Here is a 24,457-nt window from a genome sequence, read left to right on the forward strand (position 1 = left end):
GAAAGCTACGGAAACGGCGCGGTCGGCATCTGTTCCGGGCCTGGTCAGCGCCTTTCCGCCTGCATTCGGGCGACATACGCGGCGGCTTGCGAACGGCGTTCCATACCGAGTTTGGCGAGCAGGCCGGAGACGTAATTCTTGATTGTTTTCTCGGCGAGATGGAGCCGTTCGCCGATGGCCCGGTTGGTCAGTCCCTCCCCGATCAGTTCGAGGATCCTGCGCTCCTGGTCGGTGAGGTTCGCGAGGCGGTCGTCGCCCTTGGGGCCGTCGCCGTCGCGCAGCCGCTCCAGCACCCGGGCGGTCGCCACCGGGTCCAGCAGGGACTTGCCGGCCGCCACGTCGCGGATCGCGGAGAGCAGCTCGTTACCCCGAATGGCCTTGAGGACATACCCGGACGCACCGGCCATGATCGCGTCGAAGAGCGCCTCGTCGTCGGCATATGACGTGAGCATCAGGCATTTGATCGCATCGTTCTGCGAACGGATCTCCCGGCAGACCTCGACGCCGCTGCCGTCCGGGAGGCGGACGTCGAGCACGGCGACGTCCGGACGGGTCGCAGGGATCCTGACCTGGGCATCTGCGGCGGTGCCTGCCTCCCCGACCACCTCGATGTCCGCTTCGGCGGACAGCATTTCGTGCAGGCCGCGCCGGACCACTTCGTGGTCATCGAGCAGGAATACCGTGATTTTTCCGTCTTCGTGCACGGCCTCAGTCTCACACACCAACCCTTCCCGTGCTCCAGGTCACCGATATAACGTGCCGTTGTCCCGGCGGCCTGCAACGCTGTGACCAGGAGTTGTTCCCAGCCCCCGCGATTTACTTGGAAATCCAAGCAAAATCGCAGGTCAGCGCCGTTTCCACTTAGGCTTTGACAATGGGTAACGTGCAATGAGCAGGCCACTGTCCGGGACGCTTTGTTCCACCCGGATCCGGCCGCGTTCGCACACACCCCGTGCGCCGTATCGGATACCGGGTGAGCCGCAATACGGCCACCGGCGGACCCCGGGGGCCGGACAGACGGAGGAGCAGCACGTGACCGTGGAAGGCACTGCCCAGCGGAAAACCACCCGCGCCGGCAGCAAGCGCACCACCGCCAAAAAGGCGTCGCCGGCCAAGAAGGCCGCGACCGCCAAGGGCGCGGAAACCGGCCCTGCGGACCGGCGCGACCAGGCGGAGCAGGATCAGCTCGTACAACTGCTGACCCCGGAGGGCAAGCGGGTCGAGCACCCCGAATACGCGATCGACCTTTCCCCCGAGGAACTGCGCGGTCTCTACCGCGACATGGTGCTGACGAGGAAATTCGACGCCGAGGCGACGACTCTCCAGCGCCAGGGCGAGCTGGGTCTGTGGGCCTCGCTGCTGGGCCAGGAAGCCGCACAGATCGGCTCCGGCCGCGCGCTGCACGACGACGACTACGTCTTCCCGACCTACCGCGAGCACGGTGTGGCGTGGTGCCGTGGCGTCGACCCGACGAACCTGCTGGGCATGTTCCGCGGGGTCAACCACGGCGGCTGGGACCCCAACAGCAACAACTTCCACCTCTACACCATCGTCATCGGCTCGCAGACCCTGCACGCGACCGGCTACGCGATGGGTGTGCAGAAGGACGGCGCGGACTCCGCGGTCATCGCGTACTTCGGTGACGGCGCCTCCAGCCAGGGCGATGTCGCCGAGTCCTTCACCTTCTCCGCGGTCTACAACGCCCCGGTCGTCTTCTTCTGCCAGAACAACCAGTGGGCGATCTCCGAGCCCACCGAGCGGCAGACCCGTGTCCCGCTCTACCAGCGCGCCCGCGGCTACGGCTTCCCGGGCGTCCGGGTCGACGGCAACGACGTGCTGGCCTGTCTTGCGGTGACCAAGGCGGCGCTGGAGCGCGCCCGCACCGGCCAGGGCCCGACGCTGGTCGAGGCGTTCACCTACCGCATGGGCGCGCACACCACCTCCGACGACCCGACGAAGTACCGGGCCGACGAGGAGACGCTGGCCTGGGAGGCCAAGGACCCGATCGAGCGCCTGCGGACGTATCTGGAGGCGGAGGGCTTCGTCGACGACGCCTACCTCGCCTCGATCGAGGAGGAGAGCGAGGCCCTGGGCAAGCGGGTCCGCGACGTCGTACGGGCGATGCCCGACCCGGACACCATGGCGATCTTCGAGAACGTCTATGCCGACGGGCACGCGCTCGTCGATGAGGAGCGCGCGCAGTTCGCCGCGTACCAGGCGTCCTTCGCCGACGCCGATGCCGCCGCGGAGGGGAACTGACCATGGCAGTCTTCGAGAAGATCACCATCGCCAAGGCGATCAACGAATCGCTGCGGACGTCCATGGCGGCCGACAGCAAGGTCCTCGTCATGGGCGAGGACGTCGGCAAGCTCGGCGGCGTCTTCCGCGTCACCGACGGGCTGCAGAAGGACTTCGGCGAGGACCGGGTGATCGACACCCCGCTCGCCGAGTCCGGCATCGTCGGCACCGCGATCGGCATGGCCCTGCGCGGCTACCGCCCCGTCGTGGAGATCCAGTTCGACGGCTTCGTCTTCCCCGCCTACGACCAGATCGTCACCCAGCTCGCGAAGATGCACGCGCGGGCGCTGGGCAAGGTCAAGGTGCCCGTCGTCATCCGCATCCCCTACGCGGGCGGCATCGGCGCGGTCGAGCACCACTCGGAATCCCCCGAGGCGCTGTTCGCGCACGTCGCGGGCCTCAAGTGCGTCTCCCCCTCGAACTCCTCGGACGCCTACTGGATGCTCCAGCAGGCCATCGCGGGCGATGACCCGGTCATCTACTTCGAACCCAAGCGCCGCTACCACGACAAGTCGCGGCTGGACACCGAGGCGATCCCCGATCCGCTGCACGCGGCCCGCGTCGCACAGGCCGGATCGGACCTCACGCTGGCCGCCTACGGCCCGATGGTGAAGGTCTGCCTCGATGTCGCCAAGGTCGCGGCGGAGGAGGGCAAGTCGGTCGAGGTCGTCGACCTGCGCTCGCTCTCCCCGATCGACTTCGACACCGTCCAGACGTCGGTCGAGAAGACCGGCCGGCTGGTCGTGGTCCACGAGGCCCCGGTCTTCCTCGGTACCGGCGCGGAGATCGCCGCCCGGATCACGGAGCGCTGCTTCTACCACCTGGAGGCCCCGGTCCTGCGGGTCGGCGGGTTCCACGCTCCGTATCCGCCCTCCCGGTTGGAGGACGAGTACCTGCCGGGACTGGACCGGGTGCTCGACGCCGTTGACCGCGCGTTGGCGTACTGAAGGGCTTGAGGAGAGTCGTGACCATGACCGCAACTGATCAGCGCTTCCGTGAGTTCAAGATGCCCGACGTGGGCGAGGGGCTCACCGAGGCGGAGATCCTCAAGTGGTACGTCCAGCCGGGCGACACCGTCACCGACGGCCAGGTCGTCTGTGAGGTCGAGACCGCCAAGGCCGCCGTCGAACTGCCCATTCCCTTCGACGGGGTGGTGCACGAGCTGAACTTCGGCGAGGGCGTCACGGTCGACGTCGGCACCGTCATCATCTCGGTGGACACCGACCCGGGCGCCGGGCCCGCGGCACCGGCGCAGGCCCAGCAGGCGGCGGCCCCGCCGGCCGCCGAAGCCGCCGATGACGACGCGGAGCCGCAGGGCAGGCAGGCGGTGCTCGTCGGCTACGGCGCCGCGCCGTCCTCGACCAAGCGTCGGGCCCGCAAGCCGCAGCCGGGAGTGCCGGCCCAGTCGGAGCCCGTGATCGCGGGGCTTCAGGCGGAGATGAACGGGCGGGCGGCACCCGCTGCGGCCGCGCCCGCCCCGGCACCTGCCGTCCCGCAGGCGCCTGCCGCGCCCGCCGGCCGGCCGCTGGCCAAGCCGCCGGTGCGCAAGCTGGCCAAGGACCTCGGCATCGATCTGACCGCCGTGATCCCGACCGGCCCCGAGGGGATCATCACCCGCGAGGACGTGCACGCCGCCGCCGCACCGGCGCCGGCTCCTTCGGTGGCCACGCCGTCCGCCACCGAGGTGCCCGCACCGGAAGCCGCCGGCACGGTCGGCACTGTCGATGCGGCCGCCCGTGAGCGGCGGGTGCCGGTGAAGGGTGTCCGTAAGGCGACCGCGCAGGCGATGGTGGCCAGTGCCTTCACCGCGCCGCACGTCACGGAGTTCATCACCGTCGATGTGACCCGCACGATGAAGCTCGTCCAGGAGCTCAAGCAGGACCCGGACATGGCCGGGCTGCGGGTCAATCCGCTGCTGCTGGTGGCCAAGGCGTTCCTTGTCGCGATCAAGCGGCATCCGGAGGTCAACGCGTCCTGGGACGAGGCCGGTCAGGAGATCGTCCTCAAGGACTACGTCAATCTCGGGATCGCTGCGGCCACTCCGCGCGGGCTGATCGTGCCGAACATCAAGGACGCGGGCGTCAAGACGCTGCCGCAGCTCGCCGCGGAACTGGGTGACCTGGTGGCGACGGCGCGGGAGGGCAAGACCTCTCCGGCGGCGATGGCCGGCGGCACGGTGACGATCACCAATGTCGGTGTCTTCGGTGTCGACACGGGCACGCCGATCCTCAATCCGGGGGAGTCGGCGATCCTCGCCTTCGGCGCGGTCAAGCTGCAGCCGTGGATTCACAAGGGCAAGGTGAAGCCGCGTCAGGTCACCACCCTGGCGCTGTCCTTCGACCACCGTCTGATCGACGGCGAGCTGGGCTCCAAGCTCCTCGCCGACATCGCGGCGGTGCTGGAACACCCCAAGCGGCTGATCACCTGGGGCTGATGACCCCGGGATGAGCCGCCCGCGTACCGGTGGCCCGCTTGCGTGTGCAGGCGGGCCACCGGCGCGTTCGAGTGGGGGACCGGCGCGCGAGGGGCGCGCGCCCGTCCACCGGGCGGCGGCGTGACCGCCGCCCTGGGGCCGCTCAGCCCCGGATGAGTTCCACCGCGCGGCTGAAGTGCGCCACCGGGCCGGTCGGGCCGGTGCGTTCGCCGGGCGCGGCGCCGCGCGCGATGGCGGCACCCGCCCACAGCGCCGCGACGATCAGGGCCACCACGACGGTGTTCCGGGTGCGGCGGCCGGCGGTCGTCCTGGGCTGCATGCTCAACTCCCCTTGGGTGACGAAGCCTTTCCGGCTCCCTGCCTCCATTCAGCCACGCGATCCGGGCCGCTGCGTACGCGTCAGGTACGGACTCGCATCAGACTTGAGTCTGACCCCTCCTCCCCCTTGCGGCAGAGACGACCCTCGGGGCGGGCGCCGACGGGTGGGGCCTTCCCGGCGCCGGAGGCGCACGGCGACGGCGTCCGGCAGGTACCGGCGGGCCCCGCCGACCGCCCGGACGGCCACCGACCGCCAGGGTGGCCGCCGACGGCCGGGATGGGCCGAGAGTACGCCGGGCGCCCGGCTCTGTGGCTGCCCCCGGCCCCTGTTGTCCGCATCGCGGAATGCTCCGCCGCACGCATACCTGTTGTATCTATCCTGTGCGCATGCCCACTGCCCCGACCCGCACAGCCGCCAGGGAATCCGCCGCCGACCGGCCCGCCAAGCAGGCCACCAAGGCGCCGCCCGCCGCCGAGCGGGTCTACGCGCACATCAAGGACGCCGTCCTGGAGCGCCGCTACGAGGGCGGCATGCTGCTCACCGAGGGTGAGCTCGCCGAGGCCGTGGGCGTCTCGCGCACCCCGGTGCGCGAGGCCCTGCTGCGGCTGGAGGTCGAAGGGCTGATCAAGCTCTACCCCAAGAAGGGTGCGCTGGTGCTGCCGGTCTCCGCGCAGGAGATCGCCGACGTCGTCGAGACCCGGCTGCTGGTGGAGAAGCACGCGGCGGCCAAGGCGGTGCCCGCGGGCGAGACGCTGATCGACGAACTCACCGAGCTGCTGGAGACGATGCGGCAGCAGGTCGAGTCCGGGGATCTGGCCGCCGTGTCCGTCACGGACCGGGCCTTCCACGCCGCCATCGTGCGCAACGCCGGCAACCAGATCCTGGACCGGCTCTACGAGCAGCTGCGCGACCGGCAGCTGCGGATGGGGGTCGCGGTGATGCACGCGCACCCCGACCGGATCGCCAAGAACCTCGCCGAGCACGCGGAGATCCTCGATGCGCTGCGGGCCGGTGATCCGGACGCCGCGACCGACGCCGTGCACCGGCACGTCAGCTGGGTCCGCAACCTCGCGCAGGGGGACGTGCGATGAGCGGCGGCACACCGGCGAGCGGCGCCTCGGCGCGCCTGCTGCCCTCGGACCCGCCCGGCGGCCGCCGGGCCATGGCGGTCTGGGGCATCGGCGTCGCCGTCTACTTCGTCGCGATCACCTACCGTACGAGCCTCGGTGTGGCCGGACTGGACGCGGCCGAGCGCTTCCACATCAATGCCTCCGCGCTGTCCACCTTCTCCATCCTGCAACTGCTCGTGTACGCGGGGATGCAGATACCCGTCGGCCTGATGGTCGACCGGCTCGGGCCCAAGAAGGTGCTGACCCTCGGGGTCGTGCTCTACACGCTCGGTCAGTTCGGCTTCGCGCTCTCCGAGTCGTACGCCATGGCGCTCGGCTCGCGGGCGCTGCTCGGCTGCGGTGACGCCATGACGTTCATCAGCGTGCTGCGGCTGGGCTCCCGGTGGTTCCCGGCCCGGCGCGGGCCGATGATCGCGCAGATCGCCGCACTGGTCGGCATGGCGGGGAACCTGATCTCCACCCTCGTGCTCGCCCGGTTCCTGCACAGCTTCGGCTGGACCCCGACCTTCGCCGCCAGCGCGGTGGGCGGTCTCGTGGTCCTGGCGTTGCTGCTGCTCTTCCTCAAGGACCACCCGAAGGGCCACGAGCCGCCCCCGGCGCCCGCCGAGCACACCGGCCCCGCGTTCGTGCGGCGGCAGATCACGGAGGCATGGCGGGAGCCCGGTACCCGGCTCGGGATGTGGGTCCACTTCACCACCCAGTTCCCCGCGATGGTCTTCCTGCTGCTGTGGGGGCTGCCGTTCCTGGTGGAGGCGCAGGGCCTGTCCCGCGGCACCGCCGGGGAGCTGCTCACCCTGGTGGTGCTGTCCAACATGGTCGTCGGACTGATCTTCGGCCAGGTCATCGCCCGCCATCACGCCGCACGTATGCCGCTGGCCCTCGGAACCGTCGGTGCCACCGCGCTGATGTGGGGGATCACGCTGGCGTGGCCGACCGCGCACGCGCCCATGGGGCTGCTGGTCACGCTGTGTGTGGTGCTGGGCGCCTGCGGCCCCGCCTCGATGATCGGCTTCGACTTCGCCCGGCCCGCGAACACGCCGGAGCGGCAGGGCACCGCCTCCGGCATCGTCAACATGGGCGGATTCACCGCCTCGATGACGACCCTGCTGGCCGTGGGTGTGCTCCTCGACGCGACCGGCGACAACTACCGGATCGCCTTCCTCTCCCTCTTCGTCCTGGAAGCGCTCGGCGTCTCGCAGATTCTGCGGCTGCGTCGGCGCGCGGCGCGGCGGGAGCGGGAGCGGCTGGTGGTCAGCCGGGTCGAGGCGGTGCACGTTCCCGTGTGACGGTTCCCGGCCTGTGGCGGCGGCCCGCCGTGGGGCCGCCGCAGGCACTGCCGGCGTTTCACGTGAAACCCGACGACGGGGCGGAGCCCCCGCCCCGGGCCTCGGGGCGCGCGCTCTCGCATGCTCACACCGGCCGCGGACCACCCGCCCTGAGGCTCTCCGCTACGGCGTGACGGCGAAGTTGTCCAGGACCGCCGCGGCCAGCTCGCGGTCTCCATCGATCTTGATCTGCTCGGCGACGGCCGCCGGGCGGATCCGGCCGCAGGCCAGCCGGACGAAGGTCTCCCAGTCCAGCGCGAGCGTCACGGTCGGGCCGAGCGAGACGCTGCCGTCGATCGTGCCCTTGCCCTCGGCGTCGACCCGGACCGTCCGCATGAACTCCACCGGGCCGCTGACGTCGAAGACCACCGCCGAGTCGGCGGGCGCCTGGGCCCTCTTCGCGACGATCACGGGCAGCGCCTTCATCAGGTGATCGCGCGTCACCTGGGCGCCGGGGGAGTCGAGGTTGCCGGGCTTGTCGAGCACTCGCCGCAGGTCCTGCTCATGCACCCAGACATCGAATGCCCGCTGCTGGAGCACGAACTCCAGGGTGCGCTCCTCGCCGAGCGGGCTGCGCGTCATGGCGTCAGGTTCGCGGGATTCGTTGCGCAGCTGCCGGGAGCGGCGGATGACGGTGTACTCCAGCTCGCTGAGCATCTCCGGCGCGGTGTGATGCCGCCGGACGTCGACCTGCACCTCCATGCGGCGGGCGAACTCGCTGCGCACGTGGTAGAGATCGCGCGGCAGGGTGTGGATCGGCCGGGGGTCGCCGAGCATCTCGCACTCCACGCCGATGACGTGCGAGACGACATCGCGGACGGACCACCCGGGGAGGTCTGTCGCCCAGCTCCATTCGCCTTCGACGAGCGGTGTCACCAGCTCGGCTATCGCTTCTATGGAGTGTGTCCAGGCATCGATGGCGGTTTGCAGGCTGGGATGGACGGTCACGGGACCCCTCGGACGGTTCGTACGCGGGCTGCTGTCTGTGCAGTTAAGTTACGCTGCGCACGGGCACCCCGGCAGTGCTTTCGGGTGACCATCGTAGGCTGATATTTGACGGCGGACCGGTTCGAAAGCTTAGGCGGTGGTACTGTGCGCGCCTCGTTGATCCAGATCAGGGTGGACCCGACGGAATCGGTCAATTCCCGGCGGGCGCGGGTGGCTTCGCTCGTACGCGAGCAGGGCGCCGCCGACCTCGTGGTGCTCCCCGAACTGTGGCCGGTCGGTGCCTTCGCTTCCGATCTGTTCGCGACGGAGGCGGAGCCGCTGGACGGCCCGACGCACGACGCGATGGCGTCGGCCGCGCGGGACGCCGGGGTCTGGCTGCACGCCGGATCCGTCATCGAGCGGGCGTCGGACGGCACGCTGTACAACACCTCGCTGGTGTTCTCCCCCGACGGCCGGCTCGCCGCGTCCTACCGCAAGATCCACCGCTTCGGCTTCGACCAGGGGGAAGCCACCCTGCTCGGCGCCGGCGACCGCGCCGTGACGGTCGGCCTGCCCGAGACCACGCTGGGCCTGGCCACCTGCTACGACCTCCGCTTCCCCGAGCTCTTCCGGCAGTTGGTGTCGGACGGCGCGCAGCTGCTGGTGGTCCCCGCCGGCTGGCCCGCCCGGCGCCGTGCGCACTGGTCGCTGCTGGCTCGCGCCCGCGCCGTGGAGAACCAGTCCTATGTGCTGGCGTGCGGCACCGCCGGTACGCACGCCGGTGTCGAGCAGGCCGGCTACAGCGTCGTCGTGGACCCGTGGGGCGAGGTGCTCGCGGAGGCCGGCCCGGACGAAGAGGTGCTGACCGTGGACCTCGACCCGGCCAAGGTGGCCAAGACCCGGGCGGACTTCCCGGTGCTGCGCGACCGCGTCCTCGGCCTCGACCGGCCATGACCGCGGCGTCGGCCGGGGAGAGCATCCGAGCGGCCCCGTGGTCGCTCGGATGGCGTCAGTCCTCTCCGTGCTCCCGCTCCGCGAGCCGGATCACGCACACCGCGACCGCGATCAACAGCGGCGGTTCGGCGTCCTCGTGGACGATGTTGACCGCGTAGGTGTCGCGCACCGTCAGCCAGCGCCGCGAGATCTCGGCGAGCAGCTCGCCGTCGTACTCGATCGCGAACTCCCGGTCGAGGATCTTGCCGCTGACGTCCAGCTCGGTGCCGTCCACCAGCTCCACGCGGTAGTGGTTGCGCAGCAGCGAGAGCCGCTTGCGCTTGACGGTGGCCAGTGGCTGGTCGTCCCGCTCGATGGTCATCGTGTCCCGCAGGCTGAGCATCTTCTTGCGGATCGTGACCAGCACCCGCCCGTCGAGGTCCTTCAGCTCGAAGGTCTCCCGCAGCCGCAGCGCCTTGCCGTCCACGAGGAAGGCGCGGTGCCCGTGGTCGTCCTCGATCCAGTAGTCGTCACCGATGCCGAAGATCCGGTCGCGTACGAGGAATTTCATGGGTGAGGTGTTCCCCGGGGCCCCTGCGGAATGCGCACGCAGCGGGGTGACGTTGAATGTGCACATGGCTTCACGTGCGCGCGTCCGGGCCCCCGAGCTGATCGGCAAGGGTGGCTGGCTGAACACCGGCAACAAGGATCTGACCCTCTCCGACCTGCGAGGACGCATTGTCATCCTCGACTTCTGGACCTTTTGCTGTGTGAACTGTCTGCATGTTCTCGACGAGCTGCGGGAGCTGGAGGAGCGGCACCGCGACACCGTCGTGATCGTCGGCGTGCACTCGCCGAAGTTCGTGCACGAAGCCGAGCACCAGGCCGTCGTCGACGCCGTCGAGCGCTACGGCGTCGAGCACCCCGTGCTGGACGACCCCGAGCTGGCCACCTGGAAGCAGTACGCCGTGCGGGCCTGGCCGACGCTCGTGGTCATCGACCCCGAGGGCTATGTCGTCGCCCAGCACGCGGGTGAGGGCCACGCGCACGCCATCGAGAAGCTCGTCGAGGAGCTGGAGGCCGAGCACGGCGCGAAGGGCACGCTGCGGCGCGGCGACGGCCCGTACGTCCCTCCGGAGCCGGTCGCCACGGACCTGCGCTTCCCCGGCAAGGCGGTGCGGCTGCCGGCCGGTACCTTCCTCGTCTCGGACACCACACGCCACCAGCTCGTGGAGCTGGCGCCGGACGGCGAGCAGGTGCTGCGCCGGATCGGTGGCGGCGAGCGCGGGCTGGGCCCCGACGCGTTCAGCGAACCGCAGGGCCTGGCCCTGCTTCCCGACGGCCGGGTCGCCGTCGCCGACACCGTCAACCACGCCCTGCGGGTCTTCGATCCCGAGAGCGGCTCCCTGGAGACCGTGGCCGGCACCGGCAAGCAGTGGTGGCAGGGCTCGCCGACCTCGGGCCCGGCCCGCGAGGTGGACCTCTCCTCGCCCTGGGATCTGGCCTGGTGGCAGGACCGGCTGTGGATCGCGATGGCCGGCGTGCACCAGCTGTGGACGTACGACCCGGCCACCGAAACCGTCGAGGTCGCGGCGGGCACGACCAACGAGGGGCTGGTGGACGGCCCGGCCGCCGAGGCATGGTTCGCACAGCCCTCCGGGCTCGCCGCGGCAGGCGACCGGCTGTGGGTCGCCGACTCGGAGACCAGCGCGCTGCGGTGGGTGGAGCGGGCCGAGAGCGGCGACGGCCATGTCGTCCGGACGGCCGTCGGCACCGGCCTGTTCGACTTCGGCCACCGGGACGGCGCCGCCGGCCAGGCGCTGTTGCAGCACCCGCTGGGCGTGACCGCGCTGCCCGACGGCTCGGTCGCCGTCGCGGACACCTACAACCACGCGCTGCGCCGCTTCGACCCCGCGAGCGACGAGGTGACGACGCTGGCGACGGATCTGCGCGAGCCCTCGGCCGCGGTCCTCGTCGACGGCGACATCGTGGTGGTGGAGTCGGCCCGGCACCGCCTGACCCGGCTGCGCCTCCCCGAGGAAGCCGTACGCGTCGAGTCGGTGGCGCACCGCACCCAGCGCGCGGCCACCGAGGTGGCGCCCGGGGCGCTGCGGCTCGATGTGGTCTTCCAGGCCCCGGCGGGCCAGAAGCTCGACACCCGCTACGGTCCCTCGACGCGGCTGCTGGTCAGCGCCACGCCGCCGGAGCTGCTCGCCGAGGGCTCGGGCCCCGGCAGCGACCTCGCGCGCGACCTGGTGCTCGCGGACGGCGTGACCGAGGGCGTGCTGCACGTCTCGGCGATGGCCGCGTCCTGTGACGACGACCCGGAGATCGAGTACCCGGCCTGCCATGTGCACCAGCAGGACTGGGGCGTACCGGTCCGGGTCGCCGACGGCGGGGTGGCCCGGCTGGGGCTCGTCCTGGCGGGGCTGGACGCGGAGTAGGACGGAGCAGTCAGGGGCTTCGGCGCGTCAGCGACGGCCGGCGCCCCCGGCTGCGGTGTTCACTTGTCGGTACCCGACTTCAGGTCGGCCAGGTCCAGACTCGTGTACCACTCGCCGACCTTGGCCTTGCTGCTCGCGGCGACCGTGGGCTGGTACTTCGAGAAGCCGATGTCGGCGCTCAGGGCCCGGGGGTCGCCGTGGCTGTCGGAGAACCTGATGTCCATGGTGTTCAGGTGGGCGCCCTTGGTGGCCGCGGTGTTGGTCGGGATGACCGCGAAGGCCTTGCCGTGGGCGGGGACGGTGGCCCGGTGCGCCATCACCGCCGACTCCTCGTGCAGGGGCTGCAGCGGTACCTCGGACCGGTCGAGGCGGATCACCGGCGCGTAGTAGAGGTGGCAGGGCGCGCTGCTCCGGTTCTCATAGGTGATCACCAGGCGGGAGGGGTCCGGCCGGTGCGTGACGCCGAGCTTGGTGGCGCTCGCCTTGCAGTCGGACGACCGGTGCGACGCCGCGCCCGCACCCGCCGCTGCGCCGCCACCGCCGATGATCTTGCGCTTCTTGCTCTTGGACGTCGATGAGGAGGAGCTCTTCTTCGACTTCTTGGAGTGGCTGTTGCAGCCCGTCAGAGCGAGCGAGCCGGCCAGCCCGAGGGCCAGCGCGGCATACGCGGCGGAGCGGCGGCGGGATCGGCGTGCGGTCATGGTGGTTCCCCCAGTGAGTCACTGCGATCAGCGGAGCGTGTCTGTCATGGCATGGCCACGATAGCGAGTGCCCTCCGATGCGCCAGGGCCGGTGCGCCTCCCGCCGGGGGTGCCGGAAGCGGGGGACGGCCGATCACCAGGTGAGGGCGTCGGACGCGTCCGTCTGCCAGTACGTCACCCACGCGCTGTCGTCGATGTGGGCCGAGCCGCCGGGCAGCGCCACCTGAGCAGGGCCGCCGACGCTGCCCTTGCCGTCGCGGCCGGGCAGATGGACCTCCAGCGAGGTCACGGTGTGCCCGTTGCTGCCGGCGCCGTCGGCCGAGGAGGTCATGACGGCCGCGTAGCCGGTGGCGCCCGGGGCCAGGGTGACCACGGACTGCGGCTTGCTGTCGGGCAGTTCGGCCAGCGGGGACTGCGCGTCACCGAAGCGCAGGTACGGGGCCGCGTAGAGGTCGCAGGTGGTGCCGGAGGTGTTGGTTGCCTCCAGCAGCAGGTGGTTGATCGGCCGGGGCACCGACTTCGCCACGATGCGGATCTCGGCCGCGTCGCAGGCGGCACCCCGGGCCGCGCTCTTGCCGCCGCCGGTCGCGGGGGTGGCGGCGTTCTCGTGACCGGTGGAGGCCCCTTCCGCGGCGCCGGCCCCGCTCCGCTGCCCGGCCTTGCCGTCCGCCTCGGCCGGTGCGGCGGCGTCCTTGGCGGGTCTGTCCGCGGACTCCTGTGGCGCCGGGTTGAACGGTTTGCCGCTGCTGGTGTGGAGACCCTCGCCCTGGCTGCCGCAGGCGGTGAGGCCGAGCGCCGCGACGGCCGTCAGCGTGGCCGCGGCGATCCGCAGCGTGCGGCTCCGGGGCGTGCGCCGGTCACGGGCGGTGCGGTGGCTGCTGTCCGTGGCGGTCGTGTGCGTGGCGTCGGTGCGCGGCATGTGTGGGCTCCCCCGGTCGGTGGTGGCGTCCTGCGGTCTGCCGACAACACTGCCGCTCGCCGTTGTCGTGCGGCTGCCGTGCCGCTAACGCCCGCCTAACGCCTTCCCGTGCGCTTTTCGTCGCAGGTCAGCCGCTCCCGCCGGTATCGCTGCCGGGCTCCCCCTCACCGCTCTCGTCGCGCGCGAACAGCTGGGTGAGCGTGCTGATCGTGTAGACGTCGGTGGCCTCTTCGTCGACCAGATGCATTTCGGCGAGCCGATCCAGGCCGTCCTGGGTGCGCTCGGGGTCGTAGCCGGCCAGGGCGGCCGCCACGGACGCGTTCAGATGCCCGTCGGCGCTGGTCGCCAGGGCGCTCAGCAGCCGTGCGTCGTCCGCCGACAGCCGGGCCACGGACATTCGCAGCGCCGCCGCGATCCCGCTGTCCTCCGCCGACAGCAGGGCCAGCCGCCGCCGTTCGTCGCGCAGCGCAGCGGCGAGCCGGGCCAGCCGCCAGCGGGGCCGTGCGGTCAGCTGGGCGGCGGCGGCCCGCAGCGCGAGCGGCAGACCGTCGCAGAGCGCGACCAGTTCCCGGGCGGCGGCAGGGTCCTCGGCGACCCGCTCCTGGCCGAGCATGGCGCCGAGCAGCGCCGCGCCTTCCTCGTGCCCGAGGGCCTGGAGGCCGACCGGTCGGGCGCAGTCGGTGGCGACCAGGCCGTCCAGCCGGCTGCGGCTGGTGACGACGGTGGCGCAGTGCGGACCACCCGGCAGCAGCGGCCTGACCTGTGCAGAACTGCGGGCGTTGTCGAGGACGACCAGCAGTCTGCGGTCGGCGACCAGGGACCGGAACAGGGCCGAGGCGGCCTGCGCGGAGCCGGGCACCCGCTCGGGCGGCGTGCCCAGCGCGAGCAGGAAGTCCCGCAGGATCTCGGCGGGCGGCGCCTCGTCGCCCTCGCCGAACCCCCGCAGATCGGCGAAGAGCTGCCCGTCGGGGAAGTCCGCGGCGTGCAGATGCGCCCACTGCACGGCGCAGGCGGTCTTGCCGACGCCGGCCGGTCCCGCGACCACCGCGAGGGGGCTCTCACTCGTCGTACGGTCGGTCAGGGCATCGGTCAGGGAGCCGAGTTGGTCGTCCCGGCCCAGGAAGCGGGCGGGCGGCCTGGGCAGCAGCCGCGGCGCCGCCACGGCCCGCCCGGACGTCTGCCGGGTGCCGCCGGCAGACGTCGCGGCCTGCGCGTCGTGCGTCCCGGCCGGACCGGCGCCTCCTTGTTCCGGCACCCGGCCCGCGGCGGCTCGCGGGTCCGCGCCGTCGCGCCCCTGGCCGCGCGCGCCGGAACCGGCGGCGGTCCTGCGCCCGTCCGCCGCCTCCGCCCGCAGAATCTCCTCGTACGCGCCGCTCAGGCGCTCGCCGGGGTCGACGCCCAGTTCCTCGTTGAGCAGCCGGCGGGTGCGGTGGAACCACTCCAGCGCGTCGGACTGCCGCCCGGTGCGGAACAGCGCCCGCATCAGCGCGGCGATCAGGCCTTCGCGCAGCGGGTGGCCGACCGCGGCGGAGTACAGGATGGCGGCGGCCTGCTCGTGTTCGCCGAGTGCGCCGTGGGCGCGGGCCAGCGCCTCGACGGCGGTCAGCCTGCGCTCCTCCAGCGCGTGGGCGGCCGCAGCGAAGGGTGGACTGGTGACCGTGCCGGTCAGCGCCGGCCCGCGCCACAGTCCGAGCGCCTCGCGCAGAAGTGGTACGGCGTCGGCCGGGGCCGCCTCGGGGCGTGCCAGTGCGACCAGTTCACCGAACCGGTGGGCGTCGATCAGTTCCTCGGGCAGCCGCAGCAGATAGGCCGAGCCGTGGGTGGTCAGCTCGATGCCGTAGGCGTCCGCGCCGCCCTCGGCGAGGGTGGCGCGCAGCCGCGAGACATGCCCCTGGACGACCGTCCTGGCGTGCTCGGGCGGCTCGTCCTCCCACAGGGAGTCGATCAACTGCTCCAGTGGGACGGTGGTGTTGGGCTGCAACAGCAGCAGCGCCAGCACACTGCGCCGTTTGGCGGGCCCCAGTGCCAGCTCCCCGGAGCCGGTCGCGACGCAGATCGGGCCCAGCAGTGAGAATTCCAACTCAGCCCTCCAAGAAGGCCGTCAGGGCGTTCGCCAGCAGGTAGGGGTCCTCGGAGCCGCACAGCTCGCGCGCCGAATGCATGGAGAGGATCGCCACCCCGATGTCGACCGTGGCGATGCCGTGCCGGGCGGCGGTGATCGGGCCGATCGTCGTGCCGCACGGCATGGAGTTGTTGGACACGAAGGACTGCCAGGGCACCCCTGCCCGTTCGCAGGCGTCCGCGAACACGGCCCGACCGCTGCCGTCGGTGGCGTACCGCTGGTTGACGTTGACCTTCAGGATGGGGCCGCCGTTGGGCATCGGGTGGTGCCCCGGCTCGTGCCGCTCGCCGTAGTTGGGGTGGACGGCGTGGCCGGTGTCGGACGACAGGCAGACAGTCCCGGCGAAGGCGCGGGCGCGGTCCTCGTAGGAGCCGCCCCGGGCGAAGACCGAGCGCTCCAGCACGGTGCCGAGCAGCGGGCCGTCGGCTCCGGTGTCGGACTGGCTGCCGTTCTCCTCGTGGTCGAAGGCGGCCAGCACCGGGATGGTGGTCAGCCCGCCCCCTGCGGCCGCGGCGGCCAGCGCGGCCGTGCCGGCGTGCACGGACAGCAGGTTGTCCATGCGCGGCCCGGCGAGCAGCTCGCGGTCGCGGCCCAGGTAGGCCGGCGCCTCGATGCTGTGCACCATCAGGTCCCAGCCGCGGACGTCCCCGGCGGGGACGCCGATCTCCTCCTCGACGAACGCGATCAGATCGCCCTCCGCGACCTCGCCCAGGCCCCAGATCGGCGTCATGTGGCGCTGTTTGTCGAGCTTGAGCCCGTCGGCGTTGACCGATCGGTCGAGGTGCACGGCGAGTTGCGGCACCCGCATCAGCGCACGGTCGACGTTGACCAGCCGGTTGCTGCCGTCGCGCAGCGTCACCCGGCCGCTGAGCCCGAGGTCGCGGTCGAGCCAGGTGTTGAGCAGGGTGCCGCCGTAGATCTCGACGGCGATCTGCCGCCAGCCCCGGTTGCCGGTGTCCGGGATCGGTTTGACGCGCAGATTGGGCGAGTCGGTGTGCGCCCCCACGATGCGGTACGGGGTCGCGGCGCTCACGCCCTCGGGGACGTACCAGGCGATGAGGGCGCCGCCGCGCAGGACGTACTTGCCGCCGCTCTCGCCGTCCCACGCGTCCGTCTCCGCGACCTGCCGGAAGCCGGCCTTCTCCAGCCGCGCCGCTGCGTTCGCCACCGCGTGGTAGGGCGACGGGCTGGCGGCGAGGAAGGACATCAGGTCGTCGGTGTGGCCGCGATCGAAGCGGGCGGAATGACTCATGAGTTCAGCATAAGGAGCCGGACGCCGCTTTCCCCGCGCCCCAGGGGGGTGACTCCGCTCCCTTCCGGCCAGGACGGATGCATACCGCACCGGATCTTCCGGCGGAGTGTTGCATTCCGGTTCTCCCGGCGGGCGGATCTTCCCGGGGCGCGACCGGCTCCGGGGCATGACGGTGCCCGCCTCCCCGGGGGAAGGGAGGCGGGCACCGTCAGTCTTGCCACTGATTCTGAGAGACCTCTAAGAGCGTCCCGTGATCAGGAGCGTCCCGGGAAGCGCGGACCCGCTTCCCGCAACGCCCCGAACGATGGGAACGATCAGAAGGCGGCCTCGTCGAGCTCCATCAGGGACTGGTCGACGGACTCGGCCAGACTGCGCTGGACGGAGACGCCCGGCAGGACGTTGTGGGCGAAGAACTTCGCCGCGGCGATCTTGCCGGTGTAGAAGGACTTGTCCTTCGTGGAGGCGCCGGCCAGCTTCTCGTGGGCCACCGCAGCGCCCTTGAGGAGGAGGTAGCCGATGACGACGTCGCCGGAGGCCAGCAGCAGGCGGGTGGTGTTCAGGCCCACCTTGTAGATGGACTTGACGTCCTTCTCGGTCGCCGCGAGGTCGGTCAGCATGGCGCCGACGATGGCCTCCAGGTCGGCGGCGGCCTTGGCCAGTTCGCCGCGGGCCTGCTCCAGCTCCGCACCGCCGACACCGTCCGCCAGGAACGTCTTGATCTCGTCGGACAGCACGGTCAGGGCCTGGCCCTGGTCCCGGACGATCTTCCGGAAGAAGAAGTCCTGGCCCTGGATCGCGGTGGTGCCCTCGTAGAGGGTGTCGATCTTGGAGTCCCGGATGTACTGCTCGATCGGGTACTCCTGGAGGTAGCCGGAGCCACCGAAGGTCTGCAGCGACTGCGCCAGCTGCTCGTAGGACTTCTCCGAGCCGTAGCCCTTGACGATCGGCAGCAGCAGGTCGTTGAGGCGGTTCTCGGCCGTGGCGTCCTCGCCAGCGGACTCCTTGATCAGGATCTCGTCCTGCACCGTCGCGGTGTAGAGCACCAGGGCGCGCATGCCCTCGGTGTACGCCTTCTGCGTCATCAGCGAGCGGCGCACGTCGGGGTGGTGGGTGATCGAGACGCGCGGCGCGCTCTTGTCGGTGAAGGCGGCCAGGTCCGGGCCCTGCACGCGCTCCTTGGCGTACTCCAGGGCGTTGAGGTAGCCGGTCGACAGGGTCGCGATGGCCTTCGTGCCGACCATCATCCGCGCGAACTCGATGATCCGGAACATCTGGCGGATGCCGTCGTGCTTCTCGCCGATGAGCCAGCCCTTGGCGGGGTGGCGGTCGCCGAAGGTCATCTCGCAGGTGTTGGAGGCCTTCAGACCCATCTTGTGCTCGACGTTGGTCGCGTAGACGCCGTTACGGGCGCCCAGCTCGCCGGTCTCGAAGTCGAACTCGTACTTCGGGACGAGGAAGAGCGACAGGCCCTTGGTGCCGGGGCCGTGGCCCTCGGGGCGGGCGAGGACGTAGTGAAGGATGTTCTCCGACATGTCGTGCTCGCCGGAGGTGATGAAGCGCTTGACGCCCTCGATGTGCCAGGAGCCGTCCTCCTGCTTGACGGCCTTGGTGCGGCCGGCGCCGACGTCCGAGCCCGCGTCCGGCTCGGTCAGCACCATCGTGGAGCCCCAGGCCTTGTCCACGGCGATCTTGGCGATGTGCTTCTGCTGCTCGGTGCCCTCCTCGAAGAGCACGCCGGCGAAGGCCGGGCCGGAGGAGTACATCCACACGGCCGGGTTGGCGCCCAGGATCGTCTCGGCGAAGCCCCACAGCAGCGAGCGCGGCGCGGTGGTGCCGCCGATCTCCTCCGGGATGCCCAGCCGCCACCACTCGGCGTCCATGAACGCCTGGTAGCTCTTCTTGAACGTGTCCGGGACCGGCGCGGTGTTGGTCTCCGGGTCGAAGACCGGCGGGTTGCGGTCGGCGTCCGCGAAGGAGTCGGCCAGCTCGTTCTCGGACAGGCGGGCGATCTCGGAGAGCACGCTCTTGGCGGTGTCGACATCCATCTCCGCGAACGGCCCGGTGCCATACACACTGTCGCGGCCGAGCACCTCGAAGAGGTTGAACTCGATGTCGCGGAGATTCGACTTGTAGTGGCCCATGGGTACGGCTCCGTAAAGGCTCGGGAGGGAGGGACCTCAAAACGCAATACCAGCAAGTAGCTACTCATGATGCTACCCACCAGTAATAAAGAAGCAACCCCTAACCGCCCATCTGTGACGAGCGTCCCTTGTGGGGCGCGTGTGGCGTCGGCCGTACGGGCAGGTCCGCGGGCGGAGTTGCCGGCTTCGGCAGGGGGCCGGTGCCGGCCGCGCCAACTCAGTACGCTGTGCGGCATGTACGGCTACGACCAGAACACGGGTGCAGGGCAGCAGCAGTACGGTGCGCCGCCCCCGCCGCAGCAACCGCCCCCCGGGGGCTACGGCGAGCAGCCGCTGTATCCCGAGCCGTCCCCGCCCTCGCTCGCCGACGCGGTGCGCGCCTTCACCACCGGCTCGATGTCGGCCGAGGACTTCCAGGGCATCTTCTCGACGTCCAAGATCTACTGCCCGCGCGGGGAGAACCCCGGCTTCCTGGCGCTGCACAACACCCAGCAGCCGGTGATCCCGATGTTCACCTCGCTCAAGGAGCTGCGGCGGTACGCGGGCAAGGAGTCCAAGTACTTCGTGATCACCGGCGCCGAGGTGCTCGACCTGCTGCCGACCGGCTACGGCTTCGTCCTCGACATGGAGGGCGACCACCGGATGGTCTTCGATGCCAAGGCCGTGGAGCAGATGGTCGACTTCGCGATGCGGCGGATGTACGGCTGATTGCCCGCACCCGGCGGCCGGAGAGCGGCCGGGCGCTCCTCGGTCGTGCCCTTACGGGCTTCCTCGAACCTGTTGACCTGCGCAAACGCGGGCGGGAATGCCGCACGCCTTGCCAGTTGTTCACTCTTCAACTAAATTGAATGACGAACGACCGAGGAGGCCGTCATGCCCGCTGTGACCGTTGAGAACCCGCTGACCCTGCCGCGTGTGGCGGCGCCCGCCGAGGCCCGCACCCGCCCGGTGCTCGCCGTCGCCACCGCGCCGAGCGGCTTCGAGGGCGAGGGCTTCCCCGTCCGCCGGGCCTTCGCCGGGCTCGACTACAAGCACCTCGACCCGTTCATCATGATGGATCAGATGGGCGAGGTGGACTATCAGCCGGGGGAGCCGAAGGGCACGCCCTGGCACCCGCACCGGGGCTTCGAGACCGTCACCTACATCATCGACGGCATCTTCGACCACCAGGACTCCAACGGTGGCGGCGGGACCATCACCAACGGCGACACCCAGTGGATGACGGCCGGCTCGGGCCTCCTGCACATCGAGGCGCCGCCGGAGCACCTGGTCACGTCCGGCGGCCTCTTCCACGGCCTGCAGCTGTGGGTGAACCTGCCGGCCAAGGACAAGATGATGCCCCCGCGCTACCAGGACATCCGCGGCGGCACCGTCCAGTTGCTGACGTCCGCGGACGGCGGTGCGCTGCTGCGCGTCATCGCCGGTGAGCTGGACGGTCACCAGGGGCCGGGCATCACACACACGCCGATCACCATGGTCCACGCGACGCTCGCGCCGGGCGCGGAGATCACGCTTCCCTGGCGCGAGGACTTCAACGCCCTCGCGTACGTCCTCGCCGGGCGCGGCACCGTCGGCACGGAGCGCCGGCCGGTGCACCTGGGCCAGACGGCGGTGTTCGGCCCCGGCTCGTCACTGACGGTCCGCGCGGACGAGAAGCAGGACGCGAACGCGCCGGATCTCGAGGTCGTGCTGCTCGGCGGTCAGCCGATCCGGGAGCCGATGGCGCACTACGGGCCCTTCGTCATGAACACCAGGGAAGAGCTGCAGCAGGCGTTCGAGGACTTCCAGAAGGGCCGGCTCGGCACGATCCCGGCCGTGCACGGGATGTCCGAGGGCGGTCTGTAGGGGCCGCGCCCTGCCCTCCGGCACTTCCGCCCGCACCGCGCGGGCCCGCACCCCGGGCCCGCGCGGTGCCGTCGTCCGCCGGTAATTTCTGCCGCCCGCGGCCCGCCCGTGGTGGACTGTCCCGGTGCGAAACGATTCGGAACACGGCCGACCGGACGACGACCGCGGCCGGGTGCCGCAGGAAGAGCCGTTGCTGCCCGTGGCGGCCCGCCGCGCGGCGGCCTGGTGCGGGGTGGGACTGCTGGTCACCGCCGTGGTGGCGGTCGGCGTGTGGGTGTTCGTCGAGCTGAGCGCGGCACTCACGCCGGTATTGCTGGCACTGCTGGGCAGCGCGCTGCTCGGGCCGCTGTACCGGCGCCTGGTGGCGATGAAGCTCAACCGCTCCCTGGCCGCCGGGCTGACCTGCGCCGTGCTGCTGATCGTGGTCGGCGGCGCCGGCTACATCGTCGTCAGCGCGCTCGTCGACACCGGTGACCAGATCATCACCTCGCTCAAGGAAGCCGCCCAGGACCTCTCCCAGCACTTCGGTTCGGCCGGCACCTCACTGGAGGATCTCGCCTCCAACGCCAAGGAACTGCTGGGCAAGTTCGGCGGCACGGCGGCGTCCGGACTGCTGACCGGGGTCAGCGTCGTCGGTCAGGCCCTCGCCGCTGCGGTGCTCGCCCTGCTGCTGACGTTCTTCTTCCTGCGCGACTCGGACAAGGCGGTGCGCTCCCTGCACGACTGGGCGCCCGGCACCTCGGCGCCCCAGTTGGAGCGGATGGCCCGCCGCGGTTTCCAGTCCATCGAGGGCTTCATGCGCGGCACCACCTTCATCGCGCTGATCGACGCGCTCTGCATCACCGTGGGCCTGCTGATCCTCCAGGTGCCGGGAGCGCTCGGGCTGGGCGCGCTGGTCTTCGTCGGCGCCTACATCCCCTACCTCGGCGCGTTCATCTCCGGCGCGGTGGCGATCCTGGTGGCGCTCGCGGACCGCGGCTTCGTGATCGCGCTGTGGGTGCTGGGCGTCGTTCTGGCCGTACAGGTGCTGGAGGGACACATCCTGCAGCCGATGATCCAGAGCCGCACCGTCCAGATGCACCCGGCGACGGTGATGCTGGCGATCACGGCCGGCGCGAGCGTCGCCGGGATCCTCGGCATGCTGCTGTCCGTACCGCTGACCGCGGCCGTCTCCGGCGTGCTCCACGAGCTGCGCCGGCACTACGCAGCGGACTCGGGAGCCGACTCGGCGGGCTCCTCCGCGAATTCCTCCTGACGGGAGAGCACCGGGCCGGCGTCCGAGGGGGCAGGCGCCTGCCGGCTCTGCGCGCCCGCAGGCGCGAGCCCGTGCCGGGGCACGGCATCGGCGAGTACGCCCTGGTCCTCGTGGCTCTCGAACCAGATCGACTTGCCGTCCCCGCGCGGGTCCACGCCCCACGAGCCGGCCAGCAGGTCCATCAGGACCAGGCCGCGCCCCGATGACGCCAGCTCGCCGGGGCTGCGGCGATGCGGAAGTTCGTCGCTGCCGTCGGAGACCTCGACCCGAAGGCGCCGGCCGCCGCGCTCCCCAGAGATCTCGGCGACCAGCAGCGCGTCCCCGTCGGTGTGGGTGAGGACGTTGGTGACCATCTCGGAGACCAGCAGCTCCGCCGAGTCGACCTGCTCCGGGTCGGCCCAGTCGTGCAGCACGTCCCGGATCTGCCGGCGCGCCGCTGCTATCCGCTCCGGCTCGGCCTGCGCGACGGACAGCACCGTGCGCCGCACCGGCTGCTGCGCCAGCCGCCCGCCGGCGCCCACCCCGCAGCTGCCGCCCTCGCGGCACAGCAGCAGGACCGCTATGTCGTCCTCACGGCGGTCCACCAGCGGCCCGGTGGTGTGGTGCGAGGGCGGCCCGTGCACGGCCTGCACCAGGGTGTCGGCGAGCTTCTCCAGCGCCACGCCGTCCTCGCCGCCCTCGTACGCCTCGATGAGGTCGCGCAGCCGGGCCCAGCCGGTCTCCAGGTCGTGGCCGCCGGTCTCGATCAGACCGTCGGTGCACACCAGCATGGTCTCGCCCGGCTCCAGGACGAGCCGGGTGGTCGGGTAGTCGCTGTCCGGGTCGATACCCAGCGGCAGGCCGCCCGCGGTGGGGCGCACCAGCAGGGTGCCGTCGCTCAGCCGGATCGCCGGGTCCGGGTGGCCGGCCCGGGCGATGTCGAGCAGACCGGTCGCCGGGTCCACCTCGATGTACAGGCAGGTCGCGAAGCGCTGGTCCTCGCCGTCGTCCCGGGACGCGGTCTCGTTGATCCCGGCCAGAAAGCGGGAGGCCCGGGAGAGCACCGCGTCGGGGTGGTGGCCCTCGGAGGCATAGGCGCGCAGCGCGATCCGCAGCTGTCCCATCAGGCCGGCGGCCCGGACGTCGTGCCCCTGGACGTCCCCGATGACCAGCGCGATCCGGCCGGACGGCAGCGGAATCATGTCGTACCAGTCGCCGCCGACCTCCAGACCGCCGCCGGTGGGGACGTAGCGGGCCGCGACCTTCATCCCGGGGATGTCCGGCTGCACCGTCGGCATCATGCTGCGCTGCAGCCCCACCGACAGCTCTTGCTGCGACTCCTGCACCCCGGCCCTGGCCAGCGCCTGGGCCAGCATCCGGGCGACGGTGGTGAGCACCGAGCGCTCATCGGGCGTGAAGGACACCGGTCGGGCGAAGCCCGCCATCCAGGCGCCGACCGTCCGGCCGGCGTTGACCAGCGGCAGGAACGCCCACGACGTCCGGTCGAAGCGGGACGCCAGCGGCCACGTCGCCGGAAAGCGGCTGCGGTAGTCCTCGGGCGTGGGGAGGTAGATCGCCCGGCCGGTCCTGATGACCTCGGCGGCCGGGTAGTCGGTGTCCAGCGGCATGTCGAGGAACGGCTGCTCGTCGCCGGCGTGGTGACCGTGGTGGCCGATGACCGAGACCCGGTCGCCCTCGATCCCGAAGACGGCGAGGCCGTCCGGGCTGAACCCCGGCATGGAGAGGCCGGCTGCCACCCGCAGCACCTCGGCGGTGGAGCGGGCCTCGGCCAGGGCGCGTCCCGCGTCGAGCAGGAACGCCTCGCGGGAGCGGCGCCAGTCGCCGGTGATGGGGGTGTGCGCGGCGGCGGTGCCCGGCGTCGGCTCGGGGACCTCCTGGAGGGTGCCGACCAGCTCGAAGTCACCGTCGACCATGCGGGGGCGGGAGCGGGAGCGGACGATCCGCAGCACCCTGCCGCGCTCGTCGACGATCCGCAGCCGTGCCTCGGCGAGCGTCTCCTCGGCGATGGCCAGATTCACCACGCCGTTGATCTCGGCGAAGTCGACGGGATGAAAACGGGAGCGCACCGCGGCCTCGGTCAGCTCGACGGGCTCCGCGGGCAGCCCGAGCAGCCGGGCGGCTTCGGCGTCCAGGGTCACCCGGCCCGTCGCGTTGTCCCAGCGCCACAGGCCGGTCGCGATGGCGGCCAGGAGATCCTTGGTGCGCATTGCATCACTTTATGTGGGTTTGCCGGAGCCCTGCCAGTGAGCTGGATGTGACCCTCGTCCCAGCCGTGCTCCCCGGGCACCCCTGGGCGAATCCTGATGGGTATATGTCAACGAAACGCTGGGGGCCGGGGCGGTAACCTGGAGCGGTTATGCCAACACTGGGGTGGTCTTTCGGGTGATCCACCGGGTGATCGATCGGGTGTTC

20 protein-coding genes are annotated in these 24,457 nt (G+C 71.4%); 10 read left to right on the forward strand and 10 right to left on the reverse strand.

Going from position 1 to position 24,457, the window contains the following annotated elements; translation table 11 throughout:
- Nucleotides 1-44 precede the first annotated feature (44 nt).
- The gene (locus ACGFZW_RS12855) at nucleotides 45-704 is read right to left on the reverse strand and encodes a response regulator (protein WP_393893105.1); all 660 of its coding nucleotides are present in this window, start codon (nucleotides 702-704) and stop codon (nucleotides 45-47) included.
- A 328-nt stretch (nucleotides 705-1,032) separates the two neighbouring features.
- Here ACGFZW_RS12855 and pdhA point away from each other — a divergent pair, with 328 nt between their 5' ends.
- From pdhA to ACGFZW_RS12870, 3 genes are read left to right on the forward strand one after another with little or no spacing between them, the layout of a single operon-like run.
- On the forward strand, nucleotides 1,033-2,259 hold the full coding sequence (gene pdhA, locus ACGFZW_RS12860; RefSeq protein ID WP_393893106.1) for a pyruvate dehydrogenase (acetyl-transferring) E1 component subunit alpha: 1,227 nt from the start codon (nucleotides 1,033-1,035) through the stop codon (nucleotides 2,257-2,259).
- 2 nt (nucleotides 2,260-2,261) lie between these two features.
- Entirely contained in the window at nucleotides 2,262-3,245 is a 984-nt protein-coding gene (locus tag ACGFZW_RS12865; RefSeq protein ID WP_393893107.1) for an alpha-ketoacid dehydrogenase subunit beta, read from the forward strand.
- 23 nt (nucleotides 3,246-3,268) lie between these two features.
- Nucleotides 3,269-4,732: a dihydrolipoamide acetyltransferase family protein gene (locus ACGFZW_RS12870; protein ID WP_393893108.1), complete on the forward strand. Its 1,464-nt coding sequence runs from the start codon at nucleotides 3,269-3,271 to the stop codon at nucleotides 4,730-4,732.
- A gap of 142 nt (nucleotides 4,733-4,874) precedes the next feature.
- Here the strand turns inward: ACGFZW_RS12870 and ACGFZW_RS12875 are convergent, their stop codons facing one another.
- The gene (locus tag ACGFZW_RS12875) at nucleotides 4,875-5,051 is read right to left on the reverse strand and encodes a hypothetical protein (RefSeq protein ID WP_393893109.1); all 177 of its coding nucleotides are present in this window, start codon (nucleotides 5,049-5,051) and stop codon (nucleotides 4,875-4,877) included.
- A gap of 386 nt (nucleotides 5,052-5,437) precedes the next feature.
- On the opposite strand from ACGFZW_RS12875, the gene ACGFZW_RS12880 reads away from it, so the two are divergent.
- The gene (locus ACGFZW_RS12880; protein ID WP_393893110.1) at nucleotides 5,438-6,142 is read left to right on the forward strand and encodes a GntR family transcriptional regulator; all 705 of its coding nucleotides are present in this window, start codon (nucleotides 5,438-5,440) and stop codon (nucleotides 6,140-6,142) included.
- Nucleotides 6,139-7,467, forward strand: a complete 1,329-nt coding sequence (locus ACGFZW_RS12885) for a nitrate/nitrite transporter (protein ID WP_393893111.1) — start codon at nucleotides 6,139-6,141, stop codon at nucleotides 7,465-7,467. The genes ACGFZW_RS12880 and ACGFZW_RS12885 overlap by 4 nt, the downstream gene beginning before the upstream one ends.
- 162 nt (nucleotides 7,468-7,629) lie before the next feature.
- On the opposite strand, the gene ACGFZW_RS12890 is transcribed toward ACGFZW_RS12885, so the two are convergent.
- Entirely contained in the window at nucleotides 7,630-8,454 is an 825-nt protein-coding gene (locus tag ACGFZW_RS12890) for a maleylpyruvate isomerase family mycothiol-dependent enzyme (RefSeq protein ID WP_393893112.1), read from the reverse strand.
- Nucleotides 8,455-8,598: 144 nt separating this feature from the next.
- On the opposite strand from ACGFZW_RS12890, the gene ACGFZW_RS12895 reads away from it, so the two are divergent.
- The gene (locus ACGFZW_RS12895) at nucleotides 8,599-9,387 is read left to right on the forward strand and encodes a carbon-nitrogen family hydrolase (protein ID WP_393893113.1); all 789 of its coding nucleotides are present in this window, start codon (nucleotides 8,599-8,601) and stop codon (nucleotides 9,385-9,387) included.
- 55 nt (nucleotides 9,388-9,442) lie between these two features.
- Here the strand turns inward: ACGFZW_RS12895 and ACGFZW_RS12900 are convergent, their stop codons facing one another.
- Nucleotides 9,443-9,937, reverse strand: a complete 495-nt coding sequence (locus tag ACGFZW_RS12900; RefSeq protein WP_393893114.1) for an LURP-one-related/scramblase family protein — start codon at nucleotides 9,935-9,937, stop codon at nucleotides 9,443-9,445.
- A 64-nt stretch (nucleotides 9,938-10,001) separates the two neighbouring features.
- Between ACGFZW_RS12900 and ACGFZW_RS12905 the strand changes: the two genes are divergently transcribed.
- Nucleotides 10,002-11,810 (forward strand): NHL domain-containing thioredoxin family protein, encoded by a 1,809-nt coding sequence (locus ACGFZW_RS12905; RefSeq protein ID WP_393893115.1) that lies wholly within the window; start codon nucleotides 10,002-10,004, stop codon nucleotides 11,808-11,810.
- A 59-nt stretch (nucleotides 11,811-11,869) separates the two neighbouring features.
- On the opposite strand, the gene ACGFZW_RS12910 is transcribed toward ACGFZW_RS12905, so the two are convergent.
- The 5 genes from ACGFZW_RS12910 to ACGFZW_RS12930 form a co-directional block, all read right to left on the reverse strand.
- On the reverse strand, nucleotides 11,870-12,511 hold the full coding sequence (locus ACGFZW_RS12910) for a DUF4232 domain-containing protein (RefSeq protein WP_393893116.1): 642 nt from the start codon (nucleotides 12,509-12,511) through the stop codon (nucleotides 11,870-11,872).
- Nucleotides 12,512-12,644: 133 nt separating this feature from the next.
- The gene (locus ACGFZW_RS12915) at nucleotides 12,645-13,430 is read right to left on the reverse strand and encodes a DUF4232 domain-containing protein (protein ID WP_393893117.1); all 786 of its coding nucleotides are present in this window, start codon (nucleotides 13,428-13,430) and stop codon (nucleotides 12,645-12,647) included.
- Nucleotides 13,431-13,557: 127 nt separating this feature from the next.
- Nucleotides 13,558-15,510 carry a BTAD domain-containing putative transcriptional regulator gene (locus ACGFZW_RS12920; protein ID WP_393893118.1) on the reverse strand — a complete coding sequence of 651 codons (1,953 nt, stop codon included), beginning with the start codon at nucleotides 15,508-15,510 and terminating at the stop codon, nucleotides 13,558-13,560.
- Between the two features lies 1 nt (nucleotide 15,511).
- Complete coding sequence (locus ACGFZW_RS12925) at nucleotides 15,512-16,804, reverse strand: M18 family aminopeptidase (RefSeq protein ID WP_393893119.1); 1,293 nt, start codon at nucleotides 16,802-16,804, stop codon at nucleotides 15,512-15,514.
- Between the two features lie 314 nt (nucleotides 16,805-17,118).
- Complete coding sequence (locus ACGFZW_RS12930; protein ID WP_393893120.1) at nucleotides 17,119-18,945, reverse strand: acyl-CoA dehydrogenase; 1,827 nt, start codon at nucleotides 18,943-18,945, stop codon at nucleotides 17,119-17,121.
- Nucleotides 18,946-19,179: 234 nt separating this feature from the next.
- On the opposite strand from ACGFZW_RS12930, the gene ACGFZW_RS12935 reads away from it, so the two are divergent.
- The 3 genes from ACGFZW_RS12935 to ACGFZW_RS12945 all read left to right on the forward strand — a co-directional run bounded on the left by ACGFZW_RS12935 (nucleotide 19,180) and on the right by ACGFZW_RS12945 (nucleotide 22,045).
- Nucleotides 19,180-19,653 carry an SseB family protein gene (locus ACGFZW_RS12935; protein ID WP_393893121.1) on the forward strand — a complete coding sequence of 158 codons (474 nt, stop codon included), beginning with the start codon at nucleotides 19,180-19,182 and terminating at the stop codon, nucleotides 19,651-19,653.
- 165 nt (nucleotides 19,654-19,818) lie between these two features.
- On the forward strand, nucleotides 19,819-20,790 hold the full coding sequence (locus tag ACGFZW_RS12940; RefSeq protein ID WP_393893122.1) for a pirin family protein: 972 nt from the start codon (nucleotides 19,819-19,821) through the stop codon (nucleotides 20,788-20,790).
- A gap of 124 nt (nucleotides 20,791-20,914) precedes the next feature.
- Complete coding sequence (locus ACGFZW_RS12945) at nucleotides 20,915-22,045, forward strand: AI-2E family transporter (protein WP_393893123.1); 1,131 nt, start codon at nucleotides 20,915-20,917, stop codon at nucleotides 22,043-22,045.
- Here the strand turns inward: ACGFZW_RS12945 and ACGFZW_RS12950 are convergent.
- Nucleotides 21,991-24,252 carry a SpoIIE family protein phosphatase gene (locus ACGFZW_RS12950; RefSeq protein WP_393893124.1) on the reverse strand — a complete coding sequence of 754 codons (2,262 nt, stop codon included), beginning with the start codon at nucleotides 24,250-24,252 and terminating at the stop codon, nucleotides 21,991-21,993. The genes ACGFZW_RS12945 and ACGFZW_RS12950 overlap by 55 nt on opposite strands.
- Nucleotides 24,253-24,457 lie beyond the last annotated feature (205 nt).

This window comes from Streptomyces sp. NPDC048248 (assembly GCF_043201875.1).
In the GTDB taxonomy this organism is placed as follows: domain Bacteria; phylum Actinomycetota; class Actinomycetes; order Streptomycetales; family Streptomycetaceae; genus Streptomyces.